This is a genomic window from Aeromonas oralensis (assembly GCF_049665575.1).
Classification (GTDB): Bacteria; Pseudomonadota; Gammaproteobacteria; order Enterobacterales; family Aeromonadaceae; genus Aeromonas; species Aeromonas hydrophila.
In genome coordinates, this window is record NZ_CP187186.1 from 912,916 (window position 1) to 933,669 (window position 20,754).

Here is a 20,754-nt window from a genome sequence, read left to right on the forward strand (position 1 = left end):
GTGCAGCGGCTGTCAATGGAGAATGACAGGCACCAAAACGGGGCGTGGGCGGCAACTATTGTGATCATGGTCGCAAAAAATAGACTGAACCCCATAACGAAGCCCTGCGGACAGGGCTCGCGCCCGCCATACGGGCAACAGACACTCTTTCACTTCGCTATTGGATACCGGTTATGGACAACACCCCTGGCTCGGCGCACTCCGTTCGGACTGCGCACCCCCTCTATGAAGACGTCATCGCCCTGCTGACTGCGGCCGGCTTCGTCTCCCTCGGCATCTTTCTGTTTCATCAGGTCGGTCTGCTCACCGGCGGCACCGCCGGGCTGGCGCTGCTGCTGCAGCAGGTGACGGGGCTGAGCTTCGGCCTGCTGTTCTTCGGCATGAACCTGCCCTTCTATGCCCTGGCCTGGCTGAGGATGGGGCCGCGCTTCACCCTCAACACCTTCGTCTCGGTGGCGGCGGTCTCCTTCATGACGGATCACCTCAACGCCGTGCTGCAAATCGGCAAGATTGAGCCGGTCTACGCGGCGCTGATAGGCGGTACCCTGATCGGCATGGGGTTGCTCATCATGTTTCGCCACAAATCGAGCCTGGGCGGCTTCAACATCCTGGCGCTGTTTATCCAGGATCGATTCGGCATCCGCGCCGGCAAGCTGCAGATGGGGCTGGATTGCACCATCGTCATCGCCTCTTTCTTCGTGGTGCAACCCTGGATCCTGGCGCTCTCCGTGGTGGCGGCCATCATCTGTAACTTGGTGTTGACACTCAACCACAAGCCGGGCCGCTATCAGATCGCTTGACGAATAAAGAATCATATGAGGCTGTTTGGTAGGCGATTAGCCTGCCACGCCTTGCAAACAAACAGAGCGCCTGATGGCGCTCTGTTGCTATCTGCCCTACGGCCATCACCGCATCACACCACCATGGGAAGTCCGCTTTCGGGGTGGAGGATCACCTGGGCCGGGTAGTCGTAGAGCCGGTCGATGAGATCAGGTGTCAGCACCTCGCGCGGGGTGCCGTCTGCCATCACTCTGCCCTGTTCCAGCATCACCAGCCGGTCGGCGTAACGGGCCGCCAGATTGAGGTCATGCAGCACCACCAGCACGGCGGTATGGCGGGCGGCGAGGGCGCGCGCCATGGTGAGCAGTTGGTGCTGGTATTTGAGATCGAGCGCCGAGGTGGGCTCGTCGAGCAGCAGCAGCCGGGCTTGCTGCGGTTCGTCCGGTGCCTGCCAGATCTGGGCCAGCACCCGGGCGAACTGCACCCGCTGGCGCTCCCCGCCGGAGAGGCCGGGATAGAGGCGGCCGGCCAGGTGATCGACCCCGGCATGGGTCATGGCGGCCCGGACTATCTCGTCGCGCCGGCTGGCCGGTTCGCTGTGGGGCAGCCGGCCCATGGCCACCACCTCCTCGCACAGGAAGGGGAAGTTCAGGGACGAGCTCTGCGGCAGCACCCCGACCCGATGGGCCAGCTCGGTGCCGGCCCACTCCTGCCGCTCCCGACCAAACAGGCGGATCTCCCCCTGATGTTCCAGCTCGCCGGTGAGGCACTTGAGCAGCGAGCTCTTGCCGGCGCCGTTGGGGCCGAGCAGGGCGGTGAGGCTGCCCGCCTGCAGGCTGAGGTCGAGCCTGTCCAGGATGGGGCGGCCGCCCCGGCTGAGGCTGAGCTGGCGGCAGTGCAGCAGGGTCGATGAAGCAGACAAGAGGAGTCCTCCGGTTAAAGCGTCCGGCGGCCCTTGACCAGCAGCCAGATGAAGAAGGGGGCGCCCAGGAGGGCGGTGATGATGCCGACCGGCATCTCGGCCGGCGCCAGCAGGGTGCGGGCCAGCATGTCGGCGCCCAGCAGCAGGGCGGCCCCGAGCAGGGCGGAGAGCGGCAGCAGCCGGACGTGGTTGGGGCCGGCCAGCAGCCGCACCAGGTGGGGCACCACCAGGCCGACGAAACCGATCATGCCGGCCACTGCCACCGCTACGCCGACCCCGGCGGCGGTGAGCAGGATCAGCCGCCGCTTGAGGGACTGCACCTGGATGCCGAGGTGGCGGGCCTCCCCTTCACCCAGCAGCAGGGCGTTGAGGGGGTTGGCATCGCGCAAGAACAGAATGAGCAGGGCAACCAGGGTCAGCAGTGCCAGCGCCACGTCCACCGGCTTGCCCGCCGCCAGTGATCCCATCTGCCACAGGCTCAGGTTGCGCAGCATCTGATCGTCGGCGAGATAGGTGAGCAGGCCGATCACGGCGCCGGACAGCGCGGTGACGGCCACCCCGGCCAGCAGCATGACGGTGACCGAGGTGCCCCCCTCCCGGGTGCCGAGCAGATAGACCAGGGTGGTGGTCAGCGCTCCGCCGAGAAAGGCGAGCAGGGGCAGCAGGCCGATGCCGAGCAGGCTCTGCCACTGCTGGCCGAGGGGGGCCAGCAGCACGATGGCCAGCGCCGCGCCGAGCGCCGCCCCGCCGGAGACCCCGATGATGCCGGGATCGGCCAGGGGGTTGCGAAACAGCCCCTGCATCACGGCGCCGCAGAGGCCGAGAATCCCCCCCACCGCGATGCAAAGCAGGGTACGCGGCAGGCGGATCTCCTGCACGATCAGCAGCTTGTGGGCCTCAATCCCGCTTCCTTGGCCGGCGAACAGGGCACGCAGGCTCTCGCCAAAGGAGAGGGCCATGGGGCCGGTCGCCAAGGATCCGACCAGCAGCAGCGCCAGTGCGCCGCCGGTGAGGCACAGCAGCCAGGGCAGTGGCAGACGCATCATGAACCCAGCTTGATCCACTTGGCGATCTGGCTGGCCTGCTGCAGCGAGGTGAGGCTGAGCCCCCTTGCAGGGCGTGACCGTCGATGGCGTGGATAGCTCTGTTCTTGCCGGCCGGGGTGGCGGAGAGGGCGGGCACCTGGCTCAGCACGGTTTCAGGATCCTGATACTGCTGCCAGTCGCGGCCGCTCACCAGCACCAGATCGGGCTGCAGCTCGATCAGGGATTCGGTGGAGACGGGCTTGTAGTCTTGCAGCTGGGCCACCGGGTTGACGCCGCCGGCCAGGGTGAGCAGGGCGCTGGCGGTGGTGTTGCCGCCGGCGATGCTGGTGGGCTGGCCCTTGTGCAGCAGCAGGAAGACCACCTTGAGCGGTTTGTTCTGCTTCGTCTGGGCGGCCAGCTGCTCGCTCTGGGCCTGGATCTCGGCCTTCAGGCGGGTGCCGGCGGCCGGATCCTTGAGCAGGGCGGCCAGGGTATCGATGCGCTGGTTGAGGTTGGCGAGGGTGGGGGCGGTGGGCAGCACGTCCACCTCGACCCCGGCCCGGCGCAGCTGCTCCAGGGCGGGCGGTGGTCCCATCTCGTCGCTGCCGACCAGCCGGGTCGGCGCTAGGCTCAGGATCCCTTCGGCGGCGAGGGCGCGGTGATAGCCGACCCGCGGCAGGTTTTTCGGCTCTGGGCTGCTGATGTCGGTGGCGATGAGGCTCTGCTCACCGCCCAGCGCCAGAATGAGTTCCGTGGTGGCCGGGCCTATGCTGACGATACGTTCCTGCGCCAGAACGGGCAGGGACAGGGCTGAGCAGCCGAGCAGGCTGAGTGCGAGGGCAAAACGACGGCCCATGCTAACCTCCGAAGGGTGAATGAAGTTGGGTTGCCGCCGAGAATATCAAGCCGTCGAAAAAAATGCACTGAGAATGAAAGCGATTATCAATTGCATTGGTTTGGGGCCTTCATTACAGTATCCGCCATGACAGAACAGGGATGCCACAGGCACCCCAAGGGAGAACCGATGAGCATTGCACAACGCATTCATGGGCTGCTGGAACAAGATCCCAGCGCTCACCCATCCACCATCGCCGCCGAGCTGGCCGTCAGCGAATGGGAGGTGGTACGCCACCTGCCGGCCGAGCTGGTCACCCTGGTGCCCGCCGAGCAGGCCGAAGCCCTGCTGGCGGATCTGGCCGACTGGGGCCAGGTGACCACCATCGTCGAATCCGACGGCTCCATCTTCGAGGTGAAGGCCCCCTTCCCCCGTGGCAAGAGCGCCCGCGGCTACTACAACCTGATGGGGCGCGACGGCGAGATGCACGGCCACCTCAAGCTCGACAACGTGGTCGGCATCGCCCTGGTTAGCAAGCTGTTCATGGGCAAGGAGGGGCACTCCTTCCAGTTCTTCGGCCACAGTGGTCGCTGCATTTTCAAGGTCTATCTGGGGCGTGACGAGCAGCGTCAGCTGCTGCCGGCCCAGGTGGAACGCTTCATGGCCCTGCGCCACCAGTATCAAGAGGAAGTCAAAGCATGAGTGAACGTCAGGAGCGTCTGCAGAACCGCCTGCAACCGGAGATCCGCGAGTTTCGCGACGGTTGCCGCACCCTGCAGCTGGCGACGGTGGACAGTGAAGGCAACCCCAATGCCAGCTATGCCCCCTTCGTGCTGCAGGAAGATGGCTACTATGTGCTCATCTCCGAGATCGCCCGCCACGCCCGCAACCTGCAACAGGTGCCCAAGGTGTCGCTGATGCTGATCGAGGACGAGAACGGGGCCCGCGAACTGTTTGCCCGCAAGCGCCTTACCTTCGATGCGGTGGCCGAAGTGGTGGCCCGCGACGACGTGCGCTGGGAGCAGGCCATTGCGGCGCTGGAAGGGCGCCTCGGCGAGATAGTCAAAGGGCTCTCCAACCTCAAGGACTTCGTGCTGTTTCGCCTCAAGCCCGAGCAGGGACTGTTCGTCAAGGGCTTCGGCCAGGCGTTCCGGGTCTCCGGCGACGAGCTGGTGGACTTCGTTCACCTGGTGGAAGGGCACAAGCGCGTCGACAACGGTGCCGAGCTGACCAGCCCGGCCGATGCGCCGGTCTGATCTACGCGATCAACAACATGACAAAACGGGCAGCCCTGGGGCTGCCCGTTTTTTTATGTCCGGCGCTGCTCAGTCCTGCCAGGAGGTCTTGTTGGGGAAGGTGTCGCGGTCGGCCCGGGTGGCGGTCTCGTTGCACTCGCCCCGGATCTTCCAGGAGGTCTGGCTGAGCACTATGTAGCCTTCACGGCAGTATTTGCGTTCGGCCAGCGCCTGGGTGAGCTGGGCATCCTGCAGCGCTTCACGCCGCTCCAGCAGGCTCTTGCTGCGACTCAGGCGGCTGCCGTCATCGTCCTGCAGGCGGGTGGGCAGGGTATCGAGCGGGGCGGCTTCGAAGGTGAAGCGCTTGCTCCCCTCATCGTTGATGTGGGTCCTGAACAGGGGGGCCGGGCCATCCGGCTGGCGCCCCGGCAGGCCTGAGCAGGCGGTGATTGCCGGTAACAGCAGCGTGAAGGCAACGGCAGAGAGTAGACGCACACAAGACTCCAATCGGGTGATCGCTTCCAGAGCGGGCAGATTAACATGCCGGCTCGGGTTGGGTGGCGCCGAGCAGCGCATCCGTCGTGAGCAGGGTCACGCTTCTGCCTTTTGGCAGGCTGAGGTGACGCCACATCCAGTGGTGGTGCTCGATGATCTGATCAGCGCTCAGGTGGGGCCTGTCCGCCGTGGTGTGGGCGTCGGTCACCGCCACCACCTCGAAGCCGCGGGCGGCGGCACTGCGCAAGGTGGTGTCGACGCAAAAGTCGGTGGCACAGCCGCAGATGAGCAGCCTGTCCACCGCCTGTTCCGCCAGCAGGAAACCGAGCTCGGTGTCGAGGAAGCTGTCGCAGGCAGTCTTGCGTACCCGGCTGTCATGCTCCCGCGGGGCGAGATCGGCGTGCAACTGCCAGCCCGGGCTGGCGGGATCCAGCTCGGTGCCAGGTTCGTCGTGCTGCACATAGATGACACGACCCTGTTCTGCCCGCACGCGTTCGGCCAATCGATTGATATTGGCGATGACCTGAGTGTCCTGATGGCGAGGCTGGGTGAACAGCCCCTGTTGCATGTCGATGACCAGTAACACATCCATATGAAATCCTTGGGCAAATGTTTGTCAGGGTGGCAGCCACTGGGCTCCTCAGACGCAAGGTCAGGGTTGCAGCCACTGGCTGCAGTCACGACTGCGGGATTGATGCAGTGCGCCCATATCTTGCTTCATTTCATCGGCATTTAGCCAGCGTTCCGGCAGGGGGGCTATGCCGACCCGCACGTCGGCGACCCGGCCAGCCGCAGCTTGTCCGTCACCCGCTTGCGGCGCCGTCAGCTCCGGCACGACCAGCGCTACCTTGAGATCCGGGTTGCGGCTGGCGATGCGGCTGGCCAGCCCCAGCCCGCCCTCTACGTGGAAGTTGCCGGCAATGTGCATGATGCGTTGGCCCGGGTGGCTGCGCAGGTAATCCACCATGCTCTCGGCCATGGTGTCGTCCCAGCTGGTCTGGGCGGCAAAGCGGCGGGCGTTGCTGTCGGCATCGCCATGATGGAGCGAGGCCATGAACTTCTGGCGATAGGGATCATCGCCTAGGGTGAGAGTGCGGGCCAGCTGGCTGCGACGGCTGGTGGGCAGCTGCTCCAGCCAGGCCGGCCCCTCCTGGCCGACACAGCTCACCAGCGGTTTGGGCGCATTGGCGGCGATGACCGGCAGGTGGTGCGCCTTGGCGAACTCCACCAGCGGGCGATAGTCGCTCTGGTAGTTGGGCCAGGCGTTGCCGTCGCGAATGAGCGCCGCCTCGCCGATGCGACCGGCCAGGTAGGCATCCAGCACCGGCTGTTCGGCGCGGCTGAACTGCTCCATGGAGAGCACCAGAGGGCGACCGTCTGCGGCCAGGCCCGCCAGCATTCTGGCCTGCAGCAGGTGCACTGCCGGATGGGTGTGCAGCTCGCCCACCAGCACTATGTCGGCATCCGCCACCCGGGCCAGGGCCTGTTCGAGAGTCAGCGCCTCCCCCTGGGGGGCCTTGAGCTGATAGTGATAGAGGGTGCCGGCATCGTTGACAGGGACCGTCGTGGCACAGGCGGCCAGCAGCAGGGGCAGGGTGAACAGGGGCAGTAGTCGGGTCATGGATATCTCGCAGCGATGAGGTGCCTGCACCATACAATGGCAGCATGGCGGGCGGGAAAACAGAGGGGCGTAGTGTAGAACCGAATTATGACAAAAGAAAATGAGAATGATTTCGTTTATTATTGATCTTTGTTGAGAGGTGGGTAAGATGCCAGCTGTTTGATAACAGTTCTCAATAAGGATTTTGCAGTGGCCCATAACAACACCCTATCGCTGGTCGCCCTTGCCGTGGCGGCCGGCCTCGCTTCCCCGGTTTTTGCGGCGGACAAGAAAGCAGATGAAGTCATGGTGGTCAGTGGCTCTCGGATGGAGCAGAAACTGGAGGATGTCTCCGGCCCCATCTCGGTCATCACCGCCGAACAGATTGAAGAGCAGGTGGTGAGCAACGTCGCCGACCTGTTCCGTTACGAGCCGGGCGTCACCGCCCTCGGCGGCGCCGGCGATGCCCAGACCTTCATCATTCGCGGCATGGGCGAGAACCGGGTCAAGATAGTGCGCGACGGCGTGCGCCAGAACGATGCCTACAAGAACGGCGGCGTGGGCCAGAGCTATTTCGACACCGACATGATCAAGCAGGTCGAGGTGGTCAAGGGGCCGGCCTCGGCGGCTTACGGCTCCGATGCACTGGGCGGCGTCATCGCCATCACCACCAAGGATGCGGCCGATTTCCTCAAGGGTCGCGACAGCTACCTGGATGCCACCACCGGCTATGCCTCCAGCAGCCACCAGAAGATGGCCGGCGTTACCGGGGCTCTGCGCGCCGGCGCGTTCGAAAACCTGCTGCGCTACACCTGGCGTGACGGCGGGGTGACCCAGAACTACGATGACGACAAGAACGAGTTCGACATCGTCAGCCAGGCCGTGCTGTTCAAGAGCCAGTGGAACCTGAGCGATGCCCAGTTCCTCAAGCTGACCGTCGACTACTTCAACGAGGGGCAGGACCCCGATGCCGTCGACCTCACCAAGGCGGGCTCTGTCTTCAACCAGCCGATCACCGACAAGGAGACCGACAACCTGTCGCTGGTGCTGGATCACGGCATCGCCCTGAACGCGCCCTGGGTTGATCGCATTGACAGCAAGCTCTACTACGCCCGCACCAAGCAGACTATGGATCAGTACGCCTCTTCCAAATACCCGGTGCGGCCGACCAACCCCTATGTGACCAAGAACTCGCTGGACAACAACGGTTTCGAGCAGAAGAGCCTGGGCGCCCAGCTGAAGTTCAGCAAGGCGCTGGCGAGCCAGCGGCTGGCCTGGGGCCTGGAGTATGAGCACACCGACAACGAGCGGACCCGCTTCAAGGCGCCGACCGTGCCGGGGGATTTCGTCGGCTACAACGAGCTGAGCTTCCCTTCCACCACCACCGAGCACGGCGCCCTGTGGGCGTTCGACGAGCTGAAATTCGGCGAGCGCTGGGTGCTGACGCCGGGAGCCCGCTACGACTACTACCGGATGAACCCGGATCAGGATCCCGCCTACACCGGCGAGAACCTCAAGCGCTTCTCCGAAGGGGAGTTCTCGCCCAAGCTGGGGCTGGTGTTCAAGGCGCACGAGGCGGCCAACCTGTTCGCCCAGTACAGCCACGGCTACAAGACCCCCATGTATGACAACGCCTTCTCCACCCTGAACCACCAGGCATACGGCTATCGCATCGAGCCCAACCCGAACCTCAAGCCCGAGAGCAGCGATGGCATCGATCTGGGTGTGCGCGGCAGCGCCGGCGGCTTCAGCTATGAAGTGGCCACCTTCTACAACGAGTTCGAAGACTTCATCGAGCTGGCCGGGGTCGGCACCGAGGGCCGCACCGCGCTGTATCAGTATCAGAACCTGGACAAGGCGACCACCAAGGGGGCCGAGGCCAAGGCGGACTACTGGCTGAACGGTCTGGTCAACGTCTGGGGCAACCTCTCCTACATCGAGGGCAAGGATGGCGACGGCAATTACATCAACAGCCTGAGCCCGCTCAAGGGGACCCTGGGTGTTCGACTGGAGCAGGCCAACTGGAACATCAACACCGCCCTGCGCTTTGCCGACGACATGAGCAAGGTGGGCAAGGATGCCAAGGGCAACGACAACATCAAGAGCGCGGGCTGGGGCGTAGTGGACATCTATGCCCAGTTCAAGCCGGTGCAGGATCTGCAGTTCAACGTGGGTGTCTTCAACTTGTTCGACAAGGAGTACGTCAACTACGAGAGCATCACCGGTCAGAGCGCCAGTGCCAGCACCAGCCGCCAGACCGAGCCGGGTCGCAACCTGAGTGCACGGGTCAAGTACGTGTTCTGATGAGTGCACACCACGACAAGGGGCCTGCGGGCCCCTTTTTCATGGCTGGAACCGGGCCCCCGATGGCGGACAAAAAGGCGGCCAAAAAGAAACCCGCCGAAGGCGGGTGGAAGGATTGCAACACTAACCAGGAGGAGGTGTTACTCAATAGACACCAGCCTTGCGCCAATAGTTCAATTCTATTGATGTTTTTCATTATTATCTGTGCGGCGTCCCACCCGGGATCGCAGGATCCCCACCGACAAATCGGTTATCATTTGTGCCCCCGTTTCTCAGTGTCGAGGATCTATGCCCGCCTTCTCTTGGTTAGCCCTGTTTTTTGGCGCTTTCTACTTCGTCTATGGTGCCTATCTGCCGTTCTGGTCGCTCTGGCTGGAGGGGATCGGGGTCAGCGCCGAGATGATCGGCCTGCTGCTCGGCGCGGGCATGGCGATCCGCTTTGCCGGCAATCTGATGGTGATGGGGCAGATCAAGGGGGCGGGGCACCTGCTGCCGGTCACCCGCCTGCTCTGCCTGCTCAGTCTGCTGGCCTTCCTCGGCTTCTACCTCAGCCACAACCTCTGGTGGCTGGTGGGGCTGACCCTGGTAGCGAACTTCATCTACCCGACCCTGATGCCGGTGGGGGAGGCGCTGGCCACCCGCATGGTGGTGCAGGCGCACCTCGACTACGGCAAGGTGCGCCTGTGCGGCTCGTTCGCCTTCATCGTCGCCTCGACCCTGGTGGGGGCGCTGGTGGGGAATTTTGGCAGCGACTGGATACTGCACACCATGGTGGCCGGGCTGCTGCTGATGCTGATGCTGAGCTGGCTGCCGCTGCACCCGGCGCCGCAGGACATTCAGGGCGAGCGGGCCAAGGCCTCCCTGCTCGATACCCTCAAGTCCCCCCAGGTGCGCCGTTTTCTGCTGATCTCGGCTCTGCTGCAGGGCAGCCACGCCGCCTATTACGGCTTCAGTGCCATGCACTGGAAGGCGGCGGGTTACAGCGGCACCACCATCGGTTATCTGTGGGCGCTGGGGGTGGTGGCGGAGATCGGCATGTTTGCCGCCGACAAGCGCTTCCTCAATCGCTTCGGCGCCCAGACCCTGTTTCTGGTGGGGGCGCTGGGCTGCGTGGTGCGCTGGATCCTGCTCGGTGCCTCCACCGAGCTGCTGGTGCTGGTGGCGGGGCAACTATTGCATGCGGTCACCTTCTGCATCAGCCACCTCGGCGCCGTGCGCTTCATGACCCGTCAGCTGCCGGCCGAACAGCTGATCCCGACCCAGGCGCTCTATGCGGCGCTGGGGCTCGGCATGACGGTGGCCGCCCTGATGACCCTGTGCGGCCTGCTGTTCGAACCGCTGGGGGGCGGCATCTTCTTCCTGATGGTGCTGGTGGTGCTGCCGGTGTTCGTGCTGCGCCTGCGGGAGGGTGAGCTGAAGGCCGGCTGAGTCGCCTTATCCGGTCAGCAACCACATTGATCAGCAACGAAAAAGGGGAGCTTCGGCTCCCCTTGTTGCATGGTGACGGCTGGCTCAGGACTCCTGCTCAAAGGCCAGCAGATCCCCGGGCTGGCAGCCCAGTTCGCGGCAGATTGCCTCCAGCGTGGAGAAGCGTACCGCCTTGGCATGGCCGTTTTTCAGGATGGAGAGGTTGGCCTCGGTGATGTTGACCCGCAGGGCCAGCTCGCGGGCGGTCATTTTGCGTTCGGCCAGCAGGGCATCGAGTCGGATGATGATGGGCATGGGTTCCTCACACCGTCAGTTGTTGTTCATCGGCCAGCCGCTTGGCCTCGCGCATCACCAGCGCCAGCGCCGACACGATAAGCCCGGCCAGCAGCAACTGGAAGTCCGATGAACCTATGTTGATCTGGCCGTGCAGCTCGGGGCCCGGCAGGGTGAGCACTATGTCCAGCAGCGGGGTGGTGATGATTTTGGTGACGAAACTGACACAGAGCAGCAGGCCGATCAACTGGTAGCGGCGGATCTGGCTGAAGGTGAACAGCATGGCCTGCCGATAGCCGCGAAACAGCTGGAGCAACTGCCACAGCATCAGCATGAACACCAGATCCGGCAGCAGCATCACCAGGGTGCCCAGCAGACGGGTGCCCAGACTGAGGGGGTAGTCGGCAATCGAGGGGGCGGTGCTGGCCAGCGCCGGCTGTGCCATGGTCAGGGGGACATTGTTGAGGGTGGAACTCTCTTGCACCGCCAGTGCCTCGATCAGCTCCTGCTGCAGATAGTCGCTGCCGCCGAGCAGCTGGGACCAGACCCCCATGACCGTCATGATCGGGGTGGCCAGCAGGGCGAACAGCAGGATCCATTCGATCAGGTTGCTCATGCGTTCGAGCTTGTTGTGTTTCATTGCTTACCTCTTGGAGTGAAAGGGTGGGCCACGCGCAGCACCGAATTATTGTTTATCAATAAACACCGCCAGATGTTTATCGTTTTTCGATATTTATTCAACCATTTTTTATTGAGAAACGATAAACTCTCGCTGCAATTAAGAAGATGACATTTTTCGGGCGGCTCTCTAGACTGGCTGCTGCTGCGCTTGAATCTTCAACACGGACAAGAGGTTACAGATGCACCAGGGATGGTTGCTGATCGGATTGTCGCTCTCCTATCTGGGGCTGCTGTTTCTGATCGCCTACGTGGCGGACAAGAACAAACGTCGCCGTTTAAAGGGGCAACCCCTGCTCTACAGCCTGTCGCTGGCGGTCTACTGCACCTCCTGGACCTTCTTCGGCACGGTGGGCCAGGCCAGCGAATCGCCCTGGTCACCTGTGCCCATCTATCTGGGCCCCATGCTGGTTTTCCTGTTTGGCTGGCGCTTGCTGGCCCGCCTCATCCTGGTGGCCAAGCGCGAGCACATCACCTCCATCGCCGACTTCATCGCCGCCCGTTACGGCAAGTCCCAGCGCCTGGCCATGGTGATCGCGCTGATCGCCATCATGGGCATACTGCCGTACCTGGTGTTGCAACTGAAAGCCATCGTCACCGGGCTGGATCTGCTGATGGCCAACTCTGTGTCTGCCGGCCCCACCGGCAATACCGCCGGGCTGGCCCTCGGCGTGGCCCTGCTGCTGGCCCTGTTCAGCATCCTGTTTGGCACCCGCCACCTGGACGCCACCGAGCACCACCGTGGCATGGTGGTGGCCATCGCCTTCGAATCCGTGGTCAAGCTGCTTGCCTTCATGGCGGTGGGGGGCTTTGCGCTCTGGCTTATCCTCAGCAAGCCGAGCCAGGCCCGCACCCTGGTGGCCAGCGACTTTCTCGATGCGGTGGTGGCGGTGACGCCGGGCGGTCTGCTGGAGCTCGCCATCTACACCCTGGTCGCCATGTGCGCCGTCATCTGCCTGCCGCGCCAGTTTCACGTGACCGTGGTGGAGAACAACCAGGGCCAGGATCTGCACTGGGCGCGCTGGCTGTTTCCGCTCTACCTGTTCGTGATGGGGCTCTTCATCTGGCCGCTGGCGCTGGCGGGCAAGCAGTGGGTGGGGGCCGGCATGGCCTCGGACACCTATGTGATCAGCCTCCCCATGTCGCTCGGTTTTGACGGCATGGCGCTGCTGGCGTTTCTTGGCGGCACCTCGGCGGCCACCGGCATGGTGATCGTCTGCACCATCGCGCTGGCCATCATGGTCAGCAACGATCTGGTGCTGCCGGTGCTGCTGCGCCGCTTTTGGCAGCAGGGGCGCGATGAGCGGCTGGTTAGGCTGCTGCTGCAGGTGCGCCGCGGCGCCATCCTGCTGATCCTGCTGGCGGCCTGGGGGCTCTACCTCTGGCTCGGGGATCTCACCAGCCTGTCGCGCATCGGCTACCTGTCGTTCGGTGCCGTGGCGCAGTTTGCGCCGGCGCTGCTGCTCGGCCTCTACTGGCGGCACGGCAATCGCAAGGGGGTCTACCTTGGTCTCGCTCTCGGGGTCAGCCTCTGGTTCGCCACCCTGCTGGCGGAGAGCGGCCTGCTGGCCGGCTCGCCGCTGGCCGCCCTGCTGGCACCGCCGGACTGGCCGGCGTTTCGCGATCTCAGCCTAGGGGCCTGGTGCATCTTTCTGAGCCTGTTGCTCAACCTCATCGGCTATGTGGCGGGCTCCCTGCTGTCGCAGGCGGCGGTGAGCGAGCGGCTGCAGGCGGCCAACTTCGTTGGCAAGCCGAGCCGCGACACCACGGCGCTCTATCAGGCGCGGGTCTCGGTCAAGGAGCTGGAGATGCTGGCGGCCCGCTTCGTCGGCTCTAGCCGGGTCAAGCGCGCCTTCGGCCGTTTCGCCGGCGAGCGGGGCGGCACCCTGGCGCCCCAGATGCAGGCCTCCGCCGAGCTGATTGCCCACACCGAACGGCTGCTGGCCGGGGTGTTCGGCACCTCGTCCGCCCGCCTGGTGCTGGCCTCGGCCCTGCAGGGGCGCAACATGCAGCTCGAAGAGATCGCCACCATAGTGGACGAGGCCTCCGACGTGTTTCGCTTCAACCGTGGCCTGCTGCAGGGGGCCATCGAACACATGGGGCAGGGGATCTCGGTGGTGGATAGGGAGCTGAAACTGGTGGCCTGGAACCGGCGCTACATCGAGCTGTTCCACTATCCGCCCGGCCTCATCCAGGTGGGCCGCCCCATCGAGGAGATCATCCGCTACAACGCCGAACAGGGGCTGTGCGGCCCAGGCGATGTCGAGGCCCACGTGGCGCGGCGGGTGGCCTTCATGCAGCGCGGCAGCCAGCACATTTCGGCGCGGGAGCGCCCCGATGGCCGGGTGATCGAGATGCAGGGCAATCCCATGCCGGCGGGCGGCTTCGTGATGACCTTTACCGACATCACCCCGTTTCGCGACGCCGAGCGGGTGCTGCGCGAGGCCAACGAACACCTGGAGGCGCGGGTGGCCGAGCGCACCCACGAGCTCTCCGAGCTCAACCGCCAGCTGCTGCTGGTGAACCAGCAGGTGGAGCGGGCCAACCACTCCAAGAGCCGTTTCCTGGCGGCGGTGAGCCACGATCTGACCCAGCCGCTCAACGCCGCCAAGCTGTTTACCTCCTCCCTGTTGGAGATGCTGCCGCCGGCGAGACGAGCCGGCCCGCATCGCCCGCCACATCGACGACGCGCTGGGGGCGACCGAGGATCTCATCACCGATCTGCTCGACATCTCGCGGCTCGAAGCGGGCAAGTTCAAGGCCAAGAAACTGGATTTCGCCCTGCGCGACGTGTTCGACAACCTCAAGGCGGAGTTTGGCGTGCTGGCGCAGGCGGGGGGATCCAGTTCTCGGTGGTGGAGAGCGGTGTCGCGGTCTACAGCGACGTGCGCCTGCTGCGGCGGGTGCTGCAAAACTTCCTCACCAACGCCTTTCGCTACAACCCGGGCGGGCGGGTGCTGCTCGGCTGCCGCCGGCTCGGCGACAAGGTGCGCATCGAGGTGTGGGACAACGGCCCCGGCATTCCGGCCGACAAGCAGGAGGCTATCTTCGACGAGTTCTCTCGCCTCGATCACTCCCGCACCGCGCGGGAGCAGGGGCTGGGGCTCGGCCTTGCCATCGCTCGCGGCATTGCCCTGGTGCTCGGCCACAACCTGACCCTGCGTAGCTGGCCGGGGGCGGGCTCGGTGTTTGCCATCACCCTCAACCTGGCGACCCGTCCTGTCGCAACGACGCAGGTGGCGGCCCCCACCCAGCGCGACAGCCAGCTGGAGGGGATCCGGGTACTCTGTATCGACAACGAGAGCGACATCCTGATCGCCATGCACTCCCTGCTGGGGCGCTGGGGCTGTGAGGTGGTCTGCGCCCAGAGCCTGGCCCAGGCGGAGGATCTCATCGCCGGCGGCTTCCTGCCGCAGCTGGTGCTCTCCGATTACCATCTGGACGACGGCAAGACCGGGCTGCAGGCGCTGCACATGCTGCGTCTCGCCCACGGCAACGACATCGGCGGCATCATCATCAGTGCGGATCGCAAGAGCGAGCTGCAGGCGCAGATCCGCGAACACGGCTACGGCTACATCAGCAAACCGGTCAAACCGCTCAAGCTGCGGGCGCTGATGAACAGCATCTTGCGGCCGGCCAAACTTGATGATGATCACGAAACCGGGAATTCGTCCGAATTTTAATCGACGGCCCCCAACCAGCAAGATCGGCACTTTCTGACACAAAAAAGTGCCTTTTCTTCTCGTTTGAGGCTCATTTTCGATAAGAAGTGGTTTATTAATAACCGCTCGGGGGTTTGCCCTCCCTCCTTTGACTCCCTTATAGTCAGGTCGCGATTATTTTTGTCGCAAATCAAGTTGTGCAAAAGGCAAACCGGATGAAAGTCCGGGACGCAAAGCTTCCGGTCTAAGGGTCAGCAGTACCTAAGATAGCGGGGCCACCACAGGTTGTTTCGTCCATGGGCCAAGCCATGGTGCGATGTTGTCTGCGTTACCTGTCAGGTTGCGTTGCCTTTTTCGTTATCTATTCCAAGAACGAAATAAGGATATTCAACTATGTTAAGTCCAAAACCCTCCGTACTGGCGTTGTTGGTCGGGGGTCTGTGTGCCTCCTCCGCCTTCGCTGCCGCCCCCGGCAAACCCATCATCGGCTGGGGCGAAACCAAGTTCGCTATCGTCGAAGTGGATCAAGCCGCCACCTCCTACAACAAGCTGGTCAAGGTGCACGCCGATGGCGCGCCGGTCAGCGTGAGCTGGAACCTCTGGTCCGGTGATGTCGGCCAGACCGCCAAGGTACTGCTCGACGGCAAGGAGGTGTGGTCCGGCGCCGCGTCCGCCTCCGGCACCGCCAACTTCAAGGTCACCAAGGGGGGCCGCTACCAGATGCAGGTGGCGCTGTGCAACGCCGACGGATGCACCCTCTCCGACAAGAAAGAGATCCTGGTGGCCGACACCGACGGCAGCCACCTGCTGCCGCTCAAGGCGCCGCTCAAGGAGAACAACAAGCCTTACGTCAACAAGACCGGCAAGGTGATGGGGGCCTACTACGTGGAGTGGGGAGTCTATGGTCGCAAGTTCACCGTAGACAAGATCCCGGCCCAGAACCTGACCCACATCCTCTACGGCTTCACCCCGATCTGCGGTGGCAACGGCATCAACGACAGCCTGAAAGAGATCTCCGGCAGCTTCGAGGCGCTGCAGCGCTCCTGTGCCGGGCGCGAGGACTTCAAGGTCTCCATCCACGATCCCTGGGCCGCCATCCAGATGGGGCAGGGGAATCTCACCGCCTATGACGAACCCTACAAGGGCAACTTCGGCAACCTGATGGCGCTCAAGAAGGCCTATCCGGACCTGAAGATCCTCCCCTCCATCGGTGGCTGGACCCTCTCCGACCCCTTCTTCTTCTTCGGTGACAAGACCAAGCGCGACACCTTCGTCGCCTCGGTGAAGGAGTATCTGCAGACCTGGAAATTCTTCGACGGGGTGGACATCGACTGGGAATTCCCGGGGGGCCTGGGGGCCAACCCCAACCTCGGCAGCCCCTCCGACGGCGAAACCTATGTGCTCTTGATGAAGGAGCTGCGCGCCATGCTCGACGAGCTGAGTGCAGAGACCGGTCGCACCTATGAGCTCACCTCCGCCATCAGCGCCGGCGGTGACAAGATTGCCAAGGTAGACTATCGCGCCGCCCAGCAATACATGAATCACATCTTCCTGATGAGCTACGACTTCAACGGCGCCTGGACCAACACCGGGCTGGGTCACCAGACCGCGCTCTACGAGTCGAGCTGGGATCCCAACACCAAGTACACCACCGACAAGGGGGTCAAGGCGCTGCTGGGTCAGGGCGTCGAGCCGGGCAAGGTGGTGGTGGGTGCCGCCATGTATGGTCGCGGCTGGACCGGCGTCAGCGGGTATCAGGGCAACAACCCCTTCACCGGCACCGCCACCGGCCCGATTGCGGGGACCGAAGCGGAAGGGATCTGGGAGAAGGGGGTCATCGACTACCGTGGCATCGCCAAGGGCAAGATGGCCGGCGACTGGCAGTACAGCTATGACGAAGTGGCCGAGGCACCGTCCGTGTTCAAGGCTTCCACCGGCGAGCTCATCACCTTCGATGACGAGCGCTCGGTCAAGGCCAAGGGGCAGTACGTGCTGGCCAACCAGCTCGGCGGCCTGTTCGCCTGGGAAATCGACGCCGACAACGGCGACATTCTCAACGCCATGCACGAGGGGCTGGGCCACGGCGATAGCACACCGCCGGTCAACAAGCCGCCGGTGGCCAACGCCGGCACCGATCTCGCGGTGACCGGGCCGGCCCAGCTGGTGCTGGACGGTTCCTCCTCCCGCGATCCGGAAGGGGCGGTGCTGAGCTACAGCTGGGCCCAGATCTCCGGTCCCAAGGCGACCCTGAGCGATGCCACCCAGGCCAAGGCCAAGGTGAGCGTCGATGCGGTGAGCCAGGACGTCAATCTGGTGTTCGAGCTGACCGTGACCGATGACCACAACCTCAGCGCCAAGGATCAGGTGGTGGTGACCAACAAGGCGCCGCAACCCAACCTGCCGCCGGTCGTCACGGTGCAGGACAAGGTCTCGGTGCAGGCCGGCAAGCAGGTGAGCATCACCGCCAGCGCCACCGACCCCAACGGCGACACCCTGAGCTATCAGTGGAGCGTGCCGGCCGGGCTCACCGCCAGCGGTCAGAACAGCAAGACCCTGGTAGTGACGGGCCCCAGCGTCACCGTGGAGACCGGTTATGACCTCACCGTCACCGTGACCGACGGCGCACTGGATGCCCAGGGCAAGACTCGCCTCACCGTGACCCCGGTCAGTGGTGGCGGCGACTGCAACGCCACCGATCCGGATGCCGCCAACTGGCCGGCCTGGAAGGCCTCGACCACCTACAACGGTGGCGAGAAGGTGAGCCACAACCAGCTGGTGTGGCAGGCCAAGTACTGGACCCAGGGCAATGAACCGAGCCGCACCGCCGATCAGTGGAAGCTGATAAGCCAGGTGCAGCTGGGCTGGGATGCCAGCGTCGCCTACAACGCCGGTGACGTGACCAGCCACAACGGTCGCCAGTGGAAGGCCCAGTACTGGACCCGCGGCAACGAGCCCGGCAAGCACGACGTCTGGCAGGACATCGGCGCCGCCAGCTGCAAATAACCTCACTGTAAAATCCATCGGGGCATGCCAGGCATGCCCCTTTTTTCCCCATAACAGCAAAGAGCACCGCCATGACCACATGCACCACACGTCTTGCCTGCCTGATCGGCGCAGCCCTGGCAAGCGGCCCGCTGCTGGCCGCCGTACAGCCACCCACTCCGCTGGTCTTTGACGCCACCCGGCCGCAGAACGATCTGCAGGGATCGCTGCTGGCCGGTGTCCAGTTTGCCCAGAGCCAGATCCTGCCCGCCCACCCGCGGGAGGGGGACAACCAGCCCCGCCTCACCGCCCTGCGCAAAAGCCTGCTGCTGGTGCGCCCGCTGCAGGCCGGTAACCAGACGCCGCTGGCGCTCGAGGCCCGCGACGGCGCCGGCAAGCTGCTCGGCAGTCTCACGCTGGATCCGCCCTCCCGTCTGCCCAAGACCGCCTACTACCTGGAAGGAACGCCGGAGGAGGGGGTCGACTTCACCCCGGGCCCCGGCACCAGTACCGTCATCAACAGCAGCAGCGAGCTGGCCAGGTTGAGCGACCCGAGCGGCGCCTTCCTGCTCGGCAAGTTGCAGCCTCATGCCCTGGTCACCATCCAGACCGCCGACGGCCGCTGGGTGCGCGACATCCACCTGCCGCGCGACGCAAGTCTGGAGGGCAAGATGGTGCGCCTCGCCTCCAATGCCGGCTACAACTCCACCGTCTATTTCAGCGGCCGTCAGGTGACCCTCTCCCGTGGCCAGAGCCAGCAGTTCAAGTTCGTGCGCGGCCAGTGGATCCGCGATGGCGAGCTGGAAAACAACGGCATCACCTATGCCAGCGATGCCTGGAGCGCCGTGCTGCCGGCCGAGTGGATCATGCCCGGCCTCACCCTGCGCCTGAGCCAGGGAGATCTGAGCGGCGAGCTGACCGACCTCAAGGTGGGGGCGCCGGGGGAGCTGCTGATTCACACCATCGACATCGGCATGCTGACCACACCGCGCGACCAGTTCGCCTTTGCCAAAGATAAAGAAGCCCAGCGGGAGTACTTCCAGACCATTCCCGCCAGTCGGCTCATCGTCAGTCAGTATGCGCCGCTGTCGCTGCCGGAGGTGATGCTGCCGGATGGCACCCTGCTCACCGACTTTGATCCGAGCGAGGGGGGCTGGCACGGTGGCACCATGCGCCAGCGTATCGGCAAGGAGCTCATCTCCCTTGGCATCGACAATGCCAACTACGGCATCAACAGCACCGCCGGGGAGGGGGAGAACAGCCATCCCTACGTGGTGGCCCAGCTGGCGGCCCACAACAGCCGCGGCAAGTACGCCAACGGGGTGCAGGTGCATGGCGGCTCCGGCGGGGGCGGCATCGTCACCCTGGACGCCTCCCTTGGCAACGAGTTCAGCCACGAGGTGGGCCACAACTACGGTCTTGGCCACTATGTGGGCGGCTTTGCCGGCTCGGTGCACCGCAGCGCCGATCAGATCAATGCCACCTGGGGCTGGGATGGCGACAAGAATCGCTTCATCCCCAACTTCTTTGCGAGCCGCAGCGGCCAGAGCGCCTGCCTCGACGGTCAGTGCCAGGCGCCGTTTGACGGCCGCAAGTTCGGTTTCGACGCCATGGCCGGCGGCGAGCCGCTCTCCGGCTTCAACCGCTTCACTCTCTACACCCCCAACTCGGCCGCCATCATCCAGCGCTTCCTCGAGAGCAAGGCAGTGTTCGATGCAGCGTCCCCCACCGGCTTCAGCAAGTGGAATGAAAGCCAGGCCAGAATGGAGTCCTACCGCCACCGGGTCGACCTCGCCGAGCAGATCACCGCGCCGGTGAGCGATCTGGGGGAGGTCAAGCTGGCCGCCCTGCTGGCCGAGTACGATCTGGTCAAGGTGGCCATGTGGGATGGCAACTGGACCCGCAACATCCAGCTGCCGGCCGCCTCGGCGGTGAATCGCGGCCGCATCGTCAGCATCGACCACAACGCCGGCTACAACAGCACCCTCTTCATCAACGGCCAGCAGATCACCGTCTCGCGCGGCTTCAAGAAGAGCTACCGCTCCGACGGCAGCCGCTGGAACGAGGGCGCGCCGACGGATCTGGCGGTAGATCGCAAGCCGGCCGCCTTCGGCGTGCCGGTGACCACCCTGGTCGGTTACTACGACCCGCAGGGGCTGCTGCCGAGCTACCTCTATCCGGCCCTGCACGGCGCCTACGGCTTTGCCTATGGCGATGACGGCGAGCGGCTCGGCAACAGTGACTGCCAGCTGCAGGTGGAGACCCGCGACGGCCTGCTGCGCTTCAAGCTGGCCAATCACCGGCTGAGCGCCAGCGTGATGAACAAGTTCCACGTCAACGTGCCGACTGCGAGCGAGCCGCGCAGCGCCAGCGTGCTGTGCCGCAACCAGTCACAGGCCGAGGCCCAGCTTGCTCCGGCCCCGGCCGGGCTTGGCTACACGGTCAACGGCATGCCGCTGGCGGCGCGCTGAGTGTTTTTCTCCTTTCTCCTCGCGCAATGCGAGGTGCCACTGGCGGGGGCCAAGCCCCGCCTTT

General features: G+C 64.4%; 14 protein-coding genes, 2 pseudogenes and 1 riboswitch. Of the genes and pseudogenes, 8 read left to right on the forward strand and 8 right to left on the reverse strand.

Going from position 1 to position 20,754, the window contains the following annotated elements; all coding sequences use genetic code 11:
• Positions 1-173: 173 nt before the first annotated feature.
• Positions 174-800 (forward strand): YitT family protein, encoded by a 627-nt coding sequence (locus ACPDZI_RS04505; protein WP_011704899.1) that lies wholly within the window; start codon positions 174-176, stop codon positions 798-800.
• 113 nt (positions 801-913) lie between these two features.
• On the opposite strand, the gene ACPDZI_RS04510 is transcribed toward ACPDZI_RS04505, so the two are convergent.
• From ACPDZI_RS04510 to ACPDZI_RS04520, 3 genes and pseudogenes are all read right to left on the reverse strand, one after another.
• Entirely contained in the window at positions 914-1,702 is a 789-nt protein-coding gene (locus tag ACPDZI_RS04510) for a heme ABC transporter ATP-binding protein (protein WP_102989353.1), read from the reverse strand.
• Between the two features lie 14 nt (positions 1,703-1,716).
• Positions 1,717-2,748: a FecCD family ABC transporter permease gene (locus ACPDZI_RS04515; RefSeq protein WP_010634923.1), complete on the reverse strand. Its 1,032-nt coding sequence runs from the start codon at positions 2,746-2,748 to the stop codon at positions 1,717-1,719.
• Positions 2,745-3,583 (reverse strand): annotated as a pseudogene (locus ACPDZI_RS04520) (heme/hemin ABC transporter substrate-binding protein). Before ACPDZI_RS04520 ends, ACPDZI_RS04515 begins: the two are co-directional and overlap by 4 nt.
• 168 nt (positions 3,584-3,751) lie before the next feature.
• Here ACPDZI_RS04520 and hutX point away from each other — a divergent pair.
• Positions 3,752-4,264: a heme utilization cystosolic carrier protein HutX gene (gene hutX / locus ACPDZI_RS04525; protein ID WP_011704903.1), complete on the forward strand. Its 513-nt coding sequence runs from the start codon at positions 3,752-3,754 to the stop codon at positions 4,262-4,264.
• The gene (gene hutZ / locus ACPDZI_RS04530; RefSeq protein WP_438834089.1) at positions 4,261-4,818 is read left to right on the forward strand and encodes a heme utilization protein HutZ; all 558 of its coding nucleotides are present in this window, start codon (positions 4,261-4,263) and stop codon (positions 4,816-4,818) included. Before hutX ends, hutZ begins: the two co-directional genes overlap by 4 nt.
• 69 nt (positions 4,819-4,887) lie before the next feature.
• Here hutZ and ACPDZI_RS04535 read toward each other — a convergent pair whose 3' ends face one another.
• The 3 genes from ACPDZI_RS04535 to ACPDZI_RS04545 are packed head-to-tail and all read right to left on the reverse strand — an operon-like array spanning position 4,888 to position 6,913.
• Positions 4,888-5,292 carry a hypothetical protein gene (locus ACPDZI_RS04535; RefSeq protein WP_438834090.1) on the reverse strand — a complete coding sequence of 135 codons (405 nt, stop codon included), beginning with the start codon at positions 5,290-5,292 and terminating at the stop codon, positions 4,888-4,890.
• 40 nt (positions 5,293-5,332) lie between these two features.
• Positions 5,333-5,884, reverse strand: a complete 552-nt coding sequence (locus ACPDZI_RS04540; RefSeq protein ID WP_263675403.1) for a cysteine hydrolase family protein — start codon at positions 5,882-5,884, stop codon at positions 5,333-5,335.
• A gap of 60 nt (positions 5,885-5,944) precedes the next feature.
• The gene (locus ACPDZI_RS04545; RefSeq protein WP_438834091.1) at positions 5,945-6,913 is read right to left on the reverse strand and encodes a ChaN family lipoprotein; all 969 of its coding nucleotides are present in this window, start codon (positions 6,911-6,913) and stop codon (positions 5,945-5,947) included.
• Positions 6,914-7,102: 189 nt separating this feature from the next.
• Between ACPDZI_RS04545 and ACPDZI_RS04550 the strand changes: the two genes are divergently transcribed.
• Positions 7,103-9,196 carry a TonB-dependent hemoglobin/transferrin/lactoferrin family receptor gene (locus tag ACPDZI_RS04550; protein WP_438834092.1) on the forward strand — a complete coding sequence of 698 codons (2,094 nt, stop codon included), beginning with the start codon at positions 7,103-7,105 and terminating at the stop codon, positions 9,194-9,196.
• 288 nt (positions 9,197-9,484) lie between these two features.
• Positions 9,485-10,624, forward strand: a complete 1,140-nt coding sequence (locus ACPDZI_RS04555; RefSeq protein ID WP_438834093.1) for a 3-phenylpropionate MFS transporter — start codon at positions 9,485-9,487, stop codon at positions 10,622-10,624.
• A gap of 84 nt (positions 10,625-10,708) precedes the next feature.
• On the opposite strand, the gene ACPDZI_RS04560 is transcribed toward ACPDZI_RS04555, so the two are convergent.
• Positions 10,709-10,918, reverse strand: a complete 210-nt coding sequence (locus tag ACPDZI_RS04560; RefSeq protein ID WP_011704909.1) for a helix-turn-helix domain-containing protein — start codon at positions 10,916-10,918, stop codon at positions 10,709-10,711.
• 7 nt (positions 10,919-10,925) lie between these two features.
• Entirely contained in the window at positions 10,926-11,537 is a 612-nt protein-coding gene (locus ACPDZI_RS04565) for a DUF2975 domain-containing protein (protein WP_323933373.1), read from the reverse strand.
• 220 nt (positions 11,538-11,757) lie between these two features.
• Between ACPDZI_RS04565 and ACPDZI_RS04570 the strand changes: the two are divergent.
• The 3 genes and pseudogenes from ACPDZI_RS04570 (at position 11,758) to ACPDZI_RS04580 (ending at position 20,690) form a co-directional block, all read left to right on the forward strand.
• Positions 11,758-15,258, forward strand: a pseudogene (locus ACPDZI_RS04570) (hybrid sensor histidine kinase/response regulator).
• Between the two features lie 174 nt (positions 15,259-15,432).
• Positions 15,433-15,520: riboswitch (cyclic di-GMP riboswitch) on the forward strand.
• 110 nt (positions 15,521-15,630) lie between these two features.
• On the forward strand, positions 15,631-18,240 hold the full coding sequence (locus ACPDZI_RS04575) for a glycosyl hydrolase family 18 protein (RefSeq protein WP_438834094.1): 2,610 nt from the start codon (positions 15,631-15,633) through the stop codon (positions 18,238-18,240).
• Between the two features lie 71 nt (positions 18,241-18,311).
• A complete protein-coding gene (locus ACPDZI_RS04580; protein WP_438834095.1) occupies positions 18,312-20,690 on the forward strand; it encodes a M66 family metalloprotease in 2,379 nt (792 codons plus the stop codon).
• The last annotated feature ends 64 nt before the right edge of the window (positions 20,691-20,754 follow it).